The sequence below is a fragment of the Paenibacillus oryziterrae genome (assembly GCF_042610485.1).
GTDB lineage: Bacteria > Bacillota > Bacilli > Paenibacillales > Paenibacillaceae > Paenibacillus_AQ.
Genome location: NZ_JBGJZO010000008.1, coordinates 47,696 through 61,374 on the forward strand (window position 1 = coordinate 47,696; position 13,679 = coordinate 61,374).

Consider the following 13,679-nt stretch of genomic DNA (forward strand, 5'->3'; position numbering starts at 1 on the left):
GAAGTTACATCGTTAATGCAGCCTTCTGAACTGTTCAGGTGTCGTTCCTGACTGTTTGCGGAAGGTGGCGACGAAATGGCTGACATCGCGGAAGCCGACCTGCTGAGAGATGGCTTTTACCGTGGTGTCCGGGTGGCTGACGAGAAGCTCCTTCGCCTTGCGCATGCGCAGCCGGACGAAATATGCATAAGGAGACAAGCCGAAGGTCTGGAGGAACAGGCTGTTCAAGTAACGCCCGGAGACCCCTAGTTTTAGAGAGAGGTCATGGAGACCGATGTCGGGATCACCGTAATGCAGATCCATCCACTGCAGCAGCGGCTGTAGCTTGTCGATATTGCGGGAAATAGAGGTGTTGTTATGGAGCTGGCCGTATTTGCTGAGTGTCAGCAAGAAATGATATGCATCGGTTGAATTCTGCAGGCCGAACATATCCTGCTGTTTCTCCTGGCGGTCCAGCATGTCACCCAGCATCCGGGATAAGGGTGCTCCATGCTCCCAGCGGTAATAGGCGGATGAAGTGATGCCAAGCGAATCCAGAACATGTTGAGCAGAATCTCCACCGAAGGTCAGATAATAGGAGCTCCACTCCCCGGAGGATGCTTCATAGCGGTGAGGAATATGGGGGAAGAGCAGCAAGCCGCTGCCTTTCGGCAACAACAATGTCTTATTGTCAAAAACAATCTTTCCTTCACCGGAGTCAGTTTGAATCCAGTGATACATAGGATAACCGTTCGGCCTGGAGACTGCCTCCTGTTCAGGGTTGAACCCCACGCTGTCAACGGTGATAGGCAGAGACTGTCCGCCCTCATGGGTAAATACGATTCTTCTGTACAATGCGGCAGCTATCAATACCTTCATCTCCTGTCGGATTCGTGATTCTCAGGCTCAAGTTCTTGTTCTATATTATTATATGTCAGGTATTTAATTTTATATTTAAAGCTAAAGTTCAGAGGATTACAATGAATATATAATTATACTATAAAGGATGTGCAAATCTTGATCAACGATAAATTGCCGAAGATTTGGTATGGCGGAGATTACAACCCCGAGCAGTGGGAAGCACCGGATTGGGCCGAAGATGAACGTATGTTCAAGCTGGCCGGAATTGATGTAGCTACGATAAATGTGTTCTCCTGGGCGCTGATCCAGCCTTCCGAGGATACGTATGATTTCTCCGGCCTCGATGCCATGATGGACCGGTTATATAAGAATGGCACGTATGTATGCCTTGCTACGGCGACGGGGGCACATCCGGCCTGGATGGCGCACCGTTTTCCGGAAGTAACCCGCGTGGATGTCCAAGGGCGCAAACGTAAATTCGGGGGACGGCATAATTCCAATCCGAACAGCTCTGTATACCGGAAGTATGCTGCACTTTTGGCTGGCAAGCTTGCAGAAAGATATAAGGATCACCCAGCCCTCGTGGCATGGCATATCTCTAATGAATATGGCGGTTATGATTATTCGGAGCAGTCCGAGGCTGCTTTCCGGGTTTGGCTTAAGAAGCGTTACGGTACGCTTGATACCTTGAACAAGGCGTGGAATACCCGTTTCTGGGGACATACCTTCTATGATTGGGAAGAAATTGTAGCACCGAGCGAGCTTAGCGAAGAGTGGAACGGGAACCGCACCAACTTCCAGGGGATTTCACTGGATTACCGCTGTTTTATGTCCGACAGTCTGCTGGAATGCTACAAGCTGGAGTACGATGCAATTAAGCAGCACAGCACCAATGTTCCAATTACCACGAATCTGATGGGCTTTTATCCGGAGCTGGATTACTTTGAATGGGCCAAGCATATGGATGTCATCTCCTGGGACAACTATCCTTCCCTGGATACGCCGGTCAGCTTTACCGCGATGACCCATGACCTGATGCGCGGCCTGAAGAACGGGCAGCCGTTTATGCTGATGGAGCAGACGCCAAGCCAGCAGAACTGGCAGCCGTACAATTCACTGAAACGTCCAGGCGTAATGCGCCTGTGGAGTTACCAGGCCGTAGCCCGTGGTGCGGACACGGTCATGTTCTTCCAGCTGCGCCGTTCCATCGGAGCCTGCGAGAAATACCACGGCGCCGTGATTGAGCATGTCGGCCATGAGCATACCCGGGTATTCCGCGAGAGTGCGGAGCTTGGCAAGGAACTGGAGCGGCTTGGAGATAAGCTGCTGGATGCCCGCAGCGAAGCTAAGGTGGGTATTATCTACGACTGGCAGAACCGCTGGGCGCTTGATTTGTCGAGCGGTCCTTCGGTAGCGCTGAATTATGTCAATGAAGTACACAAATTTTATGATGCGCTGTATCAGCAGAACATCGAGGCTGACATGATTGGCGTTGAGGAGAACCTGTCCAAATACAAGATTGTCATCGCGCCGGTGCTATATATGATCAAGCCGGGATTTGCTGAAAAGGTCGAAGCATTTGTCCGTGCTGGCGGAACGTTTATCACGACCTATTTCAGCGGCATCGTGAATGAGAATGATCTCGTAACCGTAGGCGGATACCCGGGAGAACTGCGGAAAGTGCTTGGCATCTGGGCGGAAGAGCTTGATGCGCTGCTTCCGGGAATGAGCAATGAAATGGTGATGAACCAAGAGTGGGGCGGTCTAAGCGGGTCGTACACATGTGATCTGCTCTGCGATCTGATCCATTCGGAAGGGGCAGAGGTTCTGGCGCAGTATGGCTCCGATTTCTACAAAGGCATGCCGGCACTTACCGTGAACACGTTCGGTGAGGGCAAAGCCTATTATGTAGCTACAAGTCCGGAAGCCGGATTCCTGCAAGGATTCCTGGGCAATATCTGCGCTGAGAACAGTGTGCTGCCGCTGGTGAAAGCACCGGAAGGCATTGAATCCGTGCAGCGCGTGAAGGACGGTGTTCCTTATCTGTTCCTGCTGAACCATAGCGCAGAAGAGCTGAGCGCCGAGATCGGTTCTGTTGAGCGCACCGACCTCTTGACCGGTGCCGTCTTCAGCGGTACAGCCAAGGTTCCGGGACGCGGCCTCCTGATCCTGGAAGGCACTAAATAAGAGTCTTCGTTGAACTTGGTTCCGCTTTTCTCCCGGCTGGGAGGAGAGCGGGATTTTTTATGATAAAGAGGGGTGCAGACATCCAAATGGTGTCATGACTGGTCTGATAAGCAAGCCGGAAATACAACAACAAAGGAGGCAATGCACATGGACAAGGGAATTCTCAGCACGCAGGTGATTACGCAGATCGGCATTATTGTGAAGGACATAGAGAAGACGGCGAAGAGTTATGCAGACTTCTTCGGTATTCCTCAGCCGGAGGCGTTCTGGACCGATACGCAGAATTTGGCGCAGACTGAGCTTAGAGGGGAGGCGACGCCTGCCCGGGCCAAGCTTGCTTTTGTGGATGCGGGTCAGGTCCAGATCGAGCTTATCCAGCCGGACGAACAGCCGTCGACTTGGCGTGAATTTCTCGATACCCAGGGAGAAGGTATTCACCATATCGCTTTTGCCATTAAAGGAATGAAAGAGAAGATCGAACTGCTGGGGCAGCATGGGATGCCGCTCATCCAGAAAGGCGAATACACCGGAGGACGTTATGCGTACATGGACAGCTTCAGTGAATTGAAGGTGCTGGTGGAGCTTCTTGAGAACGACTAGTGTATAATAGGCGGATAATAACTTCCCTCAAGGGGGCCGCCAGACTGAAAAATTTACTCGTAACCGGATACCGGGCGCATGAGCTTGGCATCTTCGACAACAAACATCAAGGAATTCCCTATATCAAAAAAGCGCTGTCCTCACGCATTGTTCCGTTGGCAGAGGAAGGGCTGGAATGGGTACTTACGCCAGGGCAGTACGGAGTGGACCTGTGGGCCTGCGAGGTTGTATTGGAACTAAAGAATCATTATCCCGGACTGAAGCTCGGAATTATTACAGCTCATGCCGCGCCTGAGGAGAAGTGGAAGGAAGAGAAGCAGGAGGAGTATCGCCGAATCGTTGGCCGTGCGGATTATTACGGTGCGGTCAGCAAGCAGCCATATGAAGGAAGCTGGCAGTTTAGGGCAAGGGATGATCTGTTACTACGTAAGAGCGATGGCATGCTGCTGTTCTATGATGAGGAGGCCGCCGAAGGCAGCCCGAAATTCTTCAAGGAACGGGCAATGAAGCTGCATGAGGCCACCGGCTATGGGTTATATATCATTCATTCAGAGGATATCCAGGCCATTGCCGAAGAGGAGAATATGAGCCGTTACGAATAGCGGCTGGGGAGGCGCTCACAGCCAAATCTATGTGCTCTCCGGTATGTGGATATAGTCCAATAACATAAACGTGACAACGCAATAACCCGGTGCCGATGGCTCCGGGTTTTTGTCATTGCTGGTTGTCGCACTCTGCTAAGAGGTAGTACCAATAGAACTGTGCAGAAGTCAATGCCATTCGTCAAGGCAGGCGCCCTAGATAAAGCTGTGCAGAGAAGGGGCTTTGCGTGCCTTCGTGTGCTGCTCGAACGCATACGCTAAGGAGATTAGCACCGGCTCTTCATAGGCCCTTGCAGCAAAAGCAACGCCAAAAGGCGGGCCGGCAGCGGTATAACCGGCAGGAACCACAATGGAGGGATATCCTGCCCGGGAGGTGATTCTTGCCCCGAAATCAGCCGGGAACAGCAGTGCATCCAATTGGTGCTCCTTCATGACAGCATCGATGCCCTCCTCCTTGCACAGCCGGAGGTCTGTGAGCCGGTCACGAAGATACTGTGGTTCGGTTAATGTCCCGGAAGTATTATACTCGGCATCGATTAGCGTTGCCTGTCCATAACGCAGCGTCTCCACCGGATGCGCGTGGTTGTAATCGATAATCTCCCGAAGTGTACGCACCGGTGCTCCGGGACCCAGCTTCGAGAGGTAAGCATTCAGTGAGGTTTTGAATTCATTGAGCACGACAGAAGAATATTTAATCTCCCGGGCGGTTCGGATATCGGCGGGATCGATAATGGTTGCGCCCAGCTCTTTCATTCGTGCTACGGCAGCATTGAATAGAGCAAGCTGCTCCTCAGTCAGTTCTTCGAAATAGTAATCACGCGGAATGCCGATGCGGGCACCTTGCAGGCCGTTTATATCCAGGTATGAAGTATAATCCTCATGCACCTTCCCGGTGCCTGATCCCATCGCGGGATCATTGGCATCAAATCCGAGCATGGCATTCAGTAGCAATACGGCATCTTCAACGGTTCTTGCCATCGGACCTGCGGTATCCTGCGTATTCGAAAGCGGCAGAATGCCGCTGCGGCTGAGCAGACCGACAGTAGGCTTAAGGCCGATAACTGAGCCGAGGTTACCGGGATTCAGAATGGAACCGGAGGTTTCGGTTCCGACAGAAACGGTACAGAAATTGCATGCGACCGCCACGGCGGAGCCGGCGCTTGACCCTCCGGTGGGTGTGGAAATATTATACGGGTTCAGGGTTTGACCACCGCGGGAGCTGTAGCCGGAAGGCATGCCGTTCGTCATGAAATTGGCGAATTCCGTCATGTTGGCTTTACCCAGAATGACCGCCCCGGCATCACGTAGCTTCGCTGCAATGAATGCATCCTCGCCCGCGAAATTATCTTTAAGTGCCAACGATCCGGCACTGGTGTGCATTTTATCGCCGGTATTGATGTTGTCCTTTAATAATACAGGTATGCCGTGAAGCGGGCCGCGCGGGCCCAATAAAGCGCGTTCGGTATCCAAGGCTTCAGCAATGAACAGTGCATCAGGATTGATCTCCAGTACGGAGTTGATCGTCAGGCCGTTTTTGTCATGATTCGTGATCCGCTCAAAATACATAAGGATTAATTGCTTCGATGTGATTTCTCCGGAATCCAGGGCCGCCTGGATGTCGGCAATTGTGGCCTCAACGATTTCAAAGCTCATGCGGGCGCTCACTTCTTTCACTCGAATTAGGGTTGCTTACCTAAGTATAACCATAGTTTGGCAGTGCTGACAGCGTTCTTTTGTGAAAAAAGCGCGCAAGGAGATATTCCCCTTCCGCGCCTTATGTACAAGAATTATTCGGAATACAGCCCAAGCTGTATCCCAAGTGCCAGGAGCTCCTCGTAAGGATCACCGGTAAGTCCCATGACCTGGGCAAAAGCAGGCTCAGTCTTGATTCCGTTCTCCTTAAGAGAGAGAACCGATGCTTTGATGGAGGGATGCTTCAGCAGCAGATGATGTTCCACCAGCATATGGCGGTAGGCGTGCTGCCGGTGTACGGCCTGAGGCTGGCCAAACAGTTCGAAATGGAAACCGCCGGATGTGAAATTTGCTTTGATCACAGGCATACCTCTGATGGACTTTTCTTTGATCCGGAATCCTGCATATTTTCCATACAACGAGACTACTTCGTCTTCAAATCTAGGGAAGTCGGATACCTCCATGATAATGTCCAAATCCGAAGCCGCAGTATCAATTCCGATGGGAATCGTGCCGCAGAGTACTGGAGTATACGAGGATAACCGATTCCATATTTCTGTATCCATGATGGCCTGATACGCCAGCCGCTGCTTGTTACTGCCCGATTTCAAATATGTAATGTCTCTGAACAAGCTCACGTCACTCCCTCACAAATGTTAGAAGTTGAATGGAGATACGCTGCCGATTAGCCCGCCGATGGCGCCTGCTACAACAGAGGTAATCAGTTTATAGAATATGTATCCAGTAACCGCATTGGTTAGGATGATACTGTAGATGACATCGACAGAACCAGCAGAGTCATGAATCGGGTACTGAAACACTACCGCATTGATAGCTGCGAAGATGAAGAGGAACGCCAGTACGAGCAAGTACAGTGAGAAGGTATAGAGGCTGACAAGCAGGAATAGGTTGGCTAATACCAGGACCGCAACAGCCGGAATAAGCAGTGTGCCGAACCGGGCCAGCAGGAGCTTAAGTGAGAAGCTTACCTTCTCCAGACGCAGCACAGCAAAGATCAGTCCAAAGGCAACGGCAATGCCGAATGCTGTCAGGAACAGAGGCTTTAGGAAGCCGGGGCCGAAGGCCGGGGAGATATCCCACTTCAGAAACCAGAATAGAAAATAAAAGGCGGAGAAGGCTGAAACTAAGGCGGCGGTAATAATTCCGTTAAGAGTTTGTTCTTCGCCCACAGTTCTCATGGTGCGGTAAGGCCGTACCAGAGCACTGAGGAAAAAGCTGAAATACTGCTTGCTTACCTGTCTTGCCTGCTGAACCCGCTCATCCTGGATAAAAGAGTTCCATGAATCCTTCGCTTTCTGGGGTCCTGGGTTCTGGCCTTCCGGATTCGTAAAGGGTGTTCCGCCATCAAAATTGCTCATTACTATTCCTCCTCATAAATTATGGAAATGTAGTTATTACTTATATTATAAGGTACATATTGAATATGTACTATGATTTTGTCGTTATTTGCCATATGAATTGTAGAATACAAGAGAACAAGCCTGCCGTATACCGGCAGGCTTGTATTACAATCATGGAAGTTATGAAGCACAGCCAGGAGAGTGTCCTCGCCGCTATCCGCCACTATTCCTGGGAAGCTGGTGCAAAGCCTTCTTCCATCAGGTACTCTTCCGCTTCTTCAATGGTTTCGAATGCCATCTCCAGATTCAGGCCGGCATACAAATACCACAAATCTTCTTCCCTAGTAAGCTTCAGAAGGTTACCTTCCGCGTTGCTCCAGAATGAGTCTGAAGCTGACGCCGCTTTCTTCTTCCGCTTGCTGACTACAGGCGCATCAGGAATAAACATGGACAGCGAGGTAATGGATGCGTCTATTAATTCCCGCAGCTCGGCTTCCGAGTAATCACGGATGTTAACGAGCCCCTTGGCATCACTCTCATACCCGCGCAGCAGTCCTGCGAATATATAGCCATTGCCGTTTGGGTGCAGATGAGAAGCGATCGTCTTCTTCTCATGCCGGCTCCCCTCAAAATGATAATTCACGCGTCCAAGTGATACATTCCTGCGCTCAAGCTGTGGGTACGAATCAAGAATCGCTAATTTTTGTTCAAAAGTAAGCATATACATCCTCCGGTTTACGGTGTCATTGTGCACATGATTATAACACGCAGAGATGCTGTACACTACATCTCTTGTTCCAGCGGCCGCGACAGGATAAAAGTACAGTCCTACCCCGGGCTCTTGCCCAGAACCAGAATGCCAGCAAGGCCGTCGGCTGCCCGCGTGATGAAGAGAACAACGATAACCTTGATCATTGCCGGTGTAATTATTGTAGGTGCGGGTATGGCCTACACTGTATTGATCTCGGGGGAGCCTTCTATTTGCGTTAACCGGGTATGCTTCAAGCAACGTCTTCGATTCATAGCAACTGGATATTTCCACCTCTCAGGAGTATATTCCTTATAGAAAGGCAGGGATGTACCGTGATTGAAGTAGCTGCGGCGATTATACATAATAAGGAAGGCCGAATACTGATTGCACGCCGCAGGGCAGGCAAATCGCAAGAGGGACTCTGGGAATTCCCCGGCGGTAAAATCGAACCCGGCGAAAGTGTGCCGCAATGCCTTAAGAGAGAGCTAATGGAAGAGATGTCGCTTTCGATCGTTCCACTCGAAGTTTTTGACATCAGTGAGCATGACTATGGCAGTATCCACATCCGGCTGATTGCCTGGAGAGCGGAATACCGGGGAGGAGAGATTCATCTTTCGGATCATGATGACTACCGGTGGCTGCTGCCGGAGGAGCTGGGAGAGTTCTCTTTTGCCCCGGCGGATATCCCATTTGTGGAGAGATTGAAAGGAGAATGATTCATGCCTGTATATAACAAGCTGGTGCGTGACGGGATTCCGGAATTGATTGCATCCCAAGGAAGAACCTGCAGAACCCGGATACTGGATGCCCAGGAATACACATGTGAACTTCGGAAGAAGCTGGCGGAGGAGACGGAGGAATATCTGCAGAGTGAGAGCGACCCCTTGGCCCTTGAAGAGCTGGCCGATATCATGGAGGTTATCCTTGCTCTGGCGGAGAGACATGGTGGAGACGAAAAGGTGCTGGAGAGCATCCGGGTGAACAAGGCGCAGGCGCGAGGCCGGTTCAAGGAACGGATATTTCTGCTGGAGACATAGCTGGTAAGATAAAGGAGGAAATTTGATGGCTAAAAAGAGAATGCTACTGATTCTGAACCTGATGATCGCTATTGTTCCATTCTTGGTGTATTATCTTCTATTTCCGCATATGCCGGACGAGGTGCCGATCCATTATAACGGAAGCGGGGTTGCCGACAGATTTGTGCCGAGAACCAGCTGGGAGCTGCTCTTCCTTAGTGCCCTTGGATTCCTGGGGCTGATTATGATGAAGCTGCTCTATGCGGTATTACATAAACGCCAGCTGCCACCCAATGCCAAGGATATACCGGCTGCAATTTCTATTTGGGCAACTGCAACGATATTCGTTACCACGCTGTTTGCCGGAATCGGAATTTCAGCTTTTTTTATGATGGTGTAATCATTTTGTAAGCGTTGTATTTGTGTATCGTTGTTTGATACAATCAAAGTGACGGAATGAAGACCGAGGAGGAGAGACAAGGATGAGTGAAGATACAGCCCGCAAGATTAAATGGGGCATCATTAGCACGGGCTGGATTGCCAGCCAGTTTGTGAGGGATTTGACGCACAGCAAGACAGGTGTGGCATATGCCGTAGGTTCTCGTTCACAGGAAAGTGCCGATGAATTTGCGCAAAAGTTCGGAATGCCCAAGGCCTATGCAACCTATGAGGAACTGGTGAACGATCCTGAGGTCGAAGCCGTGTACATCGGCACACCACATCCGTTCCATAAAGATAACGCCCTCTTGGCACTTCGCGCCGGGAAAGCCGTGTTGTGCGAGAAGCCTTTTACTGTGAACAGCGGAGAGCTGGAGGAGGTCGTCGCTTACGCACGGGAACATAAGCTGTTCCTGATGGAAGCCATGTGGAGTCGTTACATTCCGGCTATTGTGAAGGTCAGAGAATGGATCGCATCGGGCCGTATCGGTGACGTTCGTCTGGTAAAAGCGGACCTGAGCTTCCGTACGGACTGGAATCCGCAAGGACGGCTGTTGAATCCGGAGCTTGGCGGCGGCGCACTACTGGACGTGGGTATCTATCCGATTTCTTTTGCCTCCATGGTGTTTGGACCACATCCTGAGAAGATTCAAAGCACGGCACATATCGGAGAGACCGGTGTGGATGAGCATTTCTCCATGCTTCTGTCCTATAGCGGCGGTAAGGCGGCTTCCCTGAATGCCGGCGTCCGTCTCAAAACACTGGAAGAAGCACATGTATTCGGAACCGAAGGCTACATCATTGTTGAGGGAACTCTGGTTAATCCAAAATCAGCATCTCTGTATATAGGCGATGAGAAAGTGGAAACCTTTGAGGACGACCGTATATCCATAGGATACAATTTTGAAGCTGACGAAGTGGGCCGATGTCTGCAAGAGGGACTTACTGAAAGTCCGGTGATGCCGCTGGATGAGTCACTGGCTCTCCTGAAGCTGCTGGATCAAGTACGGGCGCAGTGGGGGCTTGTATATCCCGGTGAATAATCGGATGACCTTCATAACTTGAGAATATCAGCAGCCCCCGGTGTGTATGGCTTGATCCGGGGGCTGTCTTATACATATGTGACGTTTGTTTATGCAGAATCAGGTCAGTTTCGGCTATAATACAACTATCTTGATTAGGAGGAACGTCCGGCATGAGTTCATTTACCAAAAGACTTCTGGTTCATCTTGCGGTGTATACCGTTTTATTTTTCCTTATTCCGTTTATGCAGACCAATACTACAGGAACCATGAATGATTTGGGGGTTTGGGTATTGCTGCTGCTTATGGTTAATCCGACCGCAGTGCTAATCGTTACGGGGGAAGCGGGAATACGTACAGGGTTCAGTCCCGTTTTTATTCTGCTTCCGGTGGTGCTGTTCACTCTTTCGGTGTATATCTTCTTTGAGGGCAACACCAGCGCATTGTTCTACTCAGGCATGTATGGCGTGACTGCGCTTCTTAGTAATGGGATCGGAGCTATCTCCAGAAGGAAAAAAGAGAAAAAATAAAGGTGCATCCGAAGAGAGGACAGTTATGCCGGTGAAGCTTCGCCGGAATAACTGTCCTTTTTCGTTTGGCGCGCAGCGGGGATTTAAATCAATTAATCAATCTATGAATTCCTGTCCTTCTTGTGGTTTCTCCGGTATTGAGCCGGCGTCATCCCGAACGCCTTTTTAAATACAGAGTAAAAAGTGTTCACTGAGGTAAACCCATAATTTTGGATGATCGGCTCGATCGGCGAGTCGGACGCCAGCAGTTCTTGGCATATAAGATCCAGCCGTCTCTCTGAAATCGTGTCCGTGATCGAACGGTTCGTTTCCGCTTTATATAAACTGCGCAGATAGTTTACGGACAACCCCAGCTCATCGGCCAGCATTTTGGAGGAGAGGTTCGGATTGTTGAGCCGTTCCCCGATCAGACGCTCCACCTGCTCGATCAACACCGCGTTTCTGGACAGGCTGCGGGCAGCCGCAATGTCCTCCAGCGTTTTATCCAGCAGCTTTTCCATCCAATGGGACACGTTGTCGAGCGTTTCCAGCCGAATAATCTGATTTTCGAGCGAGGTCAGTCCCCATGAGCTGGGCAGAGGCTGATGGAATTGGTCCTGCATTAACCGGCGCATATCGCTAAACAAAGTGATCAGCGACATTTTACACTCAAAATAGGGCAACTCTCTCAGTTTTTCTACGGCAAAAGCCATGATCTGCAGCACGGTGTCCCGGTTCCCTTTCTGAATCGCTTGCACCATTTGGCGCTCTTTCTCCAGCGGAAGATGGAACATCACGCCGGGAGCGCCCGACAACTGGTTCTTGAGAATAATCGCCCCATGTCCAAAGCGGAATCGCTCCTGCGTCAATTCGTAGGTCTCTAAATACACCTCATGTATGTCGGTCAGGCTATAGAGCGTTCTGCCCCAGGCTACGGTCATTCCGATCGACAAATATTGTTGCAGCAGCTCCTGCGATCCGCGCAGCTTCTCCGCGAAATTGGGGGACGAAGCTGCAGCGGACAGGACTACGGCGATATGGTCGTTTCCCATATCGACCGTTTGCATCCGGTGATCGGAGGCTTGCAGCGACTCCTGGATAATATTCGCCATCGCGAAGCGGAGCAGCCGGCGGTCTTTCTCCGAATACATCCCCGTAAACTCCGGGAAACGGTCTATCCGAAAGATCGCAACGGACAAATTTTCTTCCGGTAGATCGATCTCCCACTCCTTAAAATGCCTGCGGATTTCAGCTGGAGAACGGGCTTCATCACCCAAGAATTCGCGCAGAAAACGCTCCCTGCCGAGGACCTTGTTATGCCGCCACTGCTCGGTCAATTCATCGATCTGTTCCTTTTGGGCCGTAAAGACGCTGGATAAATAATCAAGCTCATTCCTCGACTTCGGGTCCCCGAGCTGCTCGGCCCGATACTGCCGCATGACGCTGCTGACCAATTCCTGAATGGGGGAATACACCCGCTTGGAGATCAGGACGATGACGGTCAGCGAAGCCAGGAACAGGCCTGAGAACAAAAAAAGACTGATGTTGCGGAGCACGGAAATCCGGCCCAGGATAACCGCCTTCGGAATGCTTTCAATGAATGTCCAGTCCTGAATCCCTTTAATCGAGGCTGTCGAGTAAACCATAAGCTGTTCTTCCCGGCCATGTGGCTTGAACAGCTTCCAACCGTTCTTACTTTGCTCCCCCTGATGGCTAAGCTCCAAAATCTGCTGGCCGTTAAGCCGGACTGTGCTGAACACCTCCTCATTCCGGTCATTCAACACCGTTACTTGCCGGTTTGGATAATTCGAATTGTTCTGGAGCAGGTCCATTAATTTGGCGGTATCCACATTCATGACGAAGGCGGAAATAGAACTGCCCTTCTCGTACAGTCTGACGATGGTGATGACATCTCTGGCGGCCTCCCCGCTCAAGGGAAGCGCTAGCGTTCGGGGTAAGGGAACGGCTCGCTCGGCCAGTTGAGGATCACGCAGCCGCTTCAGGATATCCTGATCGTAAAAAACAGCGGCGTCATTGACGCCCAGCCGGGAATCGACCACCGTGTCGGCGTAGTCGTTGATCAAGTAGACAGAATCGATCGCGGGGTTGGCGTTTTTGATCTCGCCTAACCGTCTCCATACGGTGTATGTCTCAAAATCAGTGTAATGATCCGAAAGCGCATATACTTTCAGCTCGCTGTCGTTGCTGGAGGCATAGCTGTAATCCAGTGACCATTCCATCAGTCCGGCCGTATTTCGGGCGCCGTTTTGCAGAAGCGATTCCGAATGGTCGCCGATTTCCTTAAGGAGTGTTTTCGAGGACTGCCAGTACAACAGCAGGAAGGAAATCGCCAAGACGAGCACGTTCGCGCCGACAAAATAAAAAATGATTTTCATATAGGTAGGATGCTTCTTCAATGAGGCAAGGCTCGGATAGCTGAATTTTGTCATGCTGGAACCCCCGTTACTTATGTCTCTCTCTATGCTAAGTGCAGATTCATTGTAGCATATTGTGGTTTTCCGTCAGCACAATCGTTCATTTCTGGAAAAGTGATGTTTTTGGGAAAATGCGAAATCTGCGCTTGCGGGAAGAATCCGAGTTTGCCGGAATTGCCTTCCTGTAGGCGGGCTTGTTAAGGTGACGACATCGGACGGCGCAGAG

The 13,679-nt window shown here is 50.8% G+C and carries 14 protein-coding genes; 8 read left to right on the forward strand and 6 right to left on the reverse strand.

What is annotated here, in order from left to right; all coding sequences use genetic code 11:
• Nucleotides 1-12: 12 nt before the first annotated feature.
• Entirely contained in the window at nt 13-849 is an 837-nt protein-coding gene (locus tag ACAN55_RS11030) for a helix-turn-helix transcriptional regulator (RefSeq protein WP_379132078.1), read from the reverse strand.
• Between the two features lie 147 nt (nt 850-996).
• Between ACAN55_RS11030 and ACAN55_RS11035 the strand changes: the two genes are divergently transcribed.
• From ACAN55_RS11035 to ACAN55_RS11045, 3 genes are all read left to right on the forward strand, one after another.
• On the forward strand, nt 997-3,027 hold the full coding sequence (locus ACAN55_RS11035; RefSeq protein WP_379132080.1) for a beta-galactosidase: 2,031 nt from the start codon (nt 997-999) through the stop codon (nt 3,025-3,027).
• Between the two features lie 147 nt (nt 3,028-3,174).
• Nucleotides 3,175-3,627: a VOC family protein gene (locus tag ACAN55_RS11040; RefSeq protein WP_379132083.1), complete on the forward strand. Its 453-nt coding sequence runs from the start codon at nt 3,175-3,177 to the stop codon at nt 3,625-3,627.
• Nucleotides 3,628-3,671: 44 nt separating this feature from the next.
• Entirely contained in the window at nt 3,672-4,229 is a 558-nt protein-coding gene (locus ACAN55_RS11045) for an SLOG family protein (RefSeq protein ID WP_379132409.1), read from the forward strand.
• A gap of 195 nt (nt 4,230-4,424) precedes the next feature.
• On the opposite strand, the gene ACAN55_RS11050 is transcribed toward ACAN55_RS11045, so the two are convergent.
• The 4 genes from ACAN55_RS11050 to ACAN55_RS11065 all read right to left on the reverse strand — a co-directional run bounded on the left by ACAN55_RS11050 (nt 4,425) and on the right by ACAN55_RS11065 (nt 8,003).
• A complete protein-coding gene (locus ACAN55_RS11050; protein ID WP_379132086.1) occupies nt 4,425-5,882 on the reverse strand; it encodes an amidase family protein in 1,458 nt (485 codons plus the stop codon).
• Between the two features lie 134 nt (nt 5,883-6,016).
• Nucleotides 6,017-6,553 (reverse strand): DUF4269 domain-containing protein, encoded by a 537-nt coding sequence (locus ACAN55_RS11055; RefSeq protein WP_379132412.1) that lies wholly within the window; start codon nt 6,551-6,553, stop codon nt 6,017-6,019.
• Between the two features lie 24 nt (nt 6,554-6,577).
• On the reverse strand, nt 6,578-7,300 hold the full coding sequence (locus ACAN55_RS11060) for a hypothetical protein (protein ID WP_379132089.1): 723 nt from the start codon (nt 7,298-7,300) through the stop codon (nt 6,578-6,580).
• Between the two features lie 205 nt (nt 7,301-7,505).
• Nucleotides 7,506-8,003 carry a hypothetical protein gene (locus ACAN55_RS11065; RefSeq protein WP_379132092.1) on the reverse strand — a complete coding sequence of 166 codons (498 nt, stop codon included), beginning with the start codon at nt 8,001-8,003 and terminating at the stop codon, nt 7,506-7,508.
• Nucleotides 8,004-8,365: 362 nt separating this feature from the next.
• On the opposite strand from ACAN55_RS11065, the gene ACAN55_RS11070 reads away from it, so the two are divergent.
• From ACAN55_RS11070 to ACAN55_RS11090, 5 genes are all read left to right on the forward strand, one after another.
• Nucleotides 8,366-8,749 (forward strand): (deoxy)nucleoside triphosphate pyrophosphohydrolase, encoded by a 384-nt coding sequence (locus ACAN55_RS11070; protein ID WP_379132095.1) that lies wholly within the window; start codon nt 8,366-8,368, stop codon nt 8,747-8,749.
• Between the two features lie 3 nt (nt 8,750-8,752).
• A complete protein-coding gene (locus tag ACAN55_RS11075) occupies nt 8,753-9,070 on the forward strand; it encodes a phosphoribosyl-ATP pyrophosphohydrolase (RefSeq protein ID WP_379132098.1) in 318 nt (105 codons plus the stop codon).
• A 25-nt stretch (nt 9,071-9,095) separates the two neighbouring features.
• Nucleotides 9,096-9,449, forward strand: a complete 354-nt coding sequence (locus ACAN55_RS11080) for a DUF1648 domain-containing protein (RefSeq protein ID WP_379132100.1) — start codon at nt 9,096-9,098, stop codon at nt 9,447-9,449.
• A gap of 82 nt (nt 9,450-9,531) precedes the next feature.
• The gene (locus tag ACAN55_RS11085) at nt 9,532-10,530 is read left to right on the forward strand and encodes a Gfo/Idh/MocA family protein (RefSeq protein ID WP_379132103.1); all 999 of its coding nucleotides are present in this window, start codon (nt 9,532-9,534) and stop codon (nt 10,528-10,530) included.
• Nucleotides 10,531-10,682: 152 nt separating this feature from the next.
• Nucleotides 10,683-11,039: a hypothetical protein gene (locus ACAN55_RS11090; RefSeq protein WP_379132106.1), complete on the forward strand. Its 357-nt coding sequence runs from the start codon at nt 10,683-10,685 to the stop codon at nt 11,037-11,039.
• Between the two features lie 101 nt (nt 11,040-11,140).
• Here ACAN55_RS11090 and ACAN55_RS11095 read toward each other — a convergent pair whose 3' ends face one another.
• On the reverse strand, nt 11,141-13,468 hold the full coding sequence (locus ACAN55_RS11095) for a helix-turn-helix transcriptional regulator (protein WP_379132108.1): 2,328 nt from the start codon (nt 13,466-13,468) through the stop codon (nt 11,141-11,143).
• Nucleotides 13,469-13,679 lie beyond the last annotated feature (211 nt).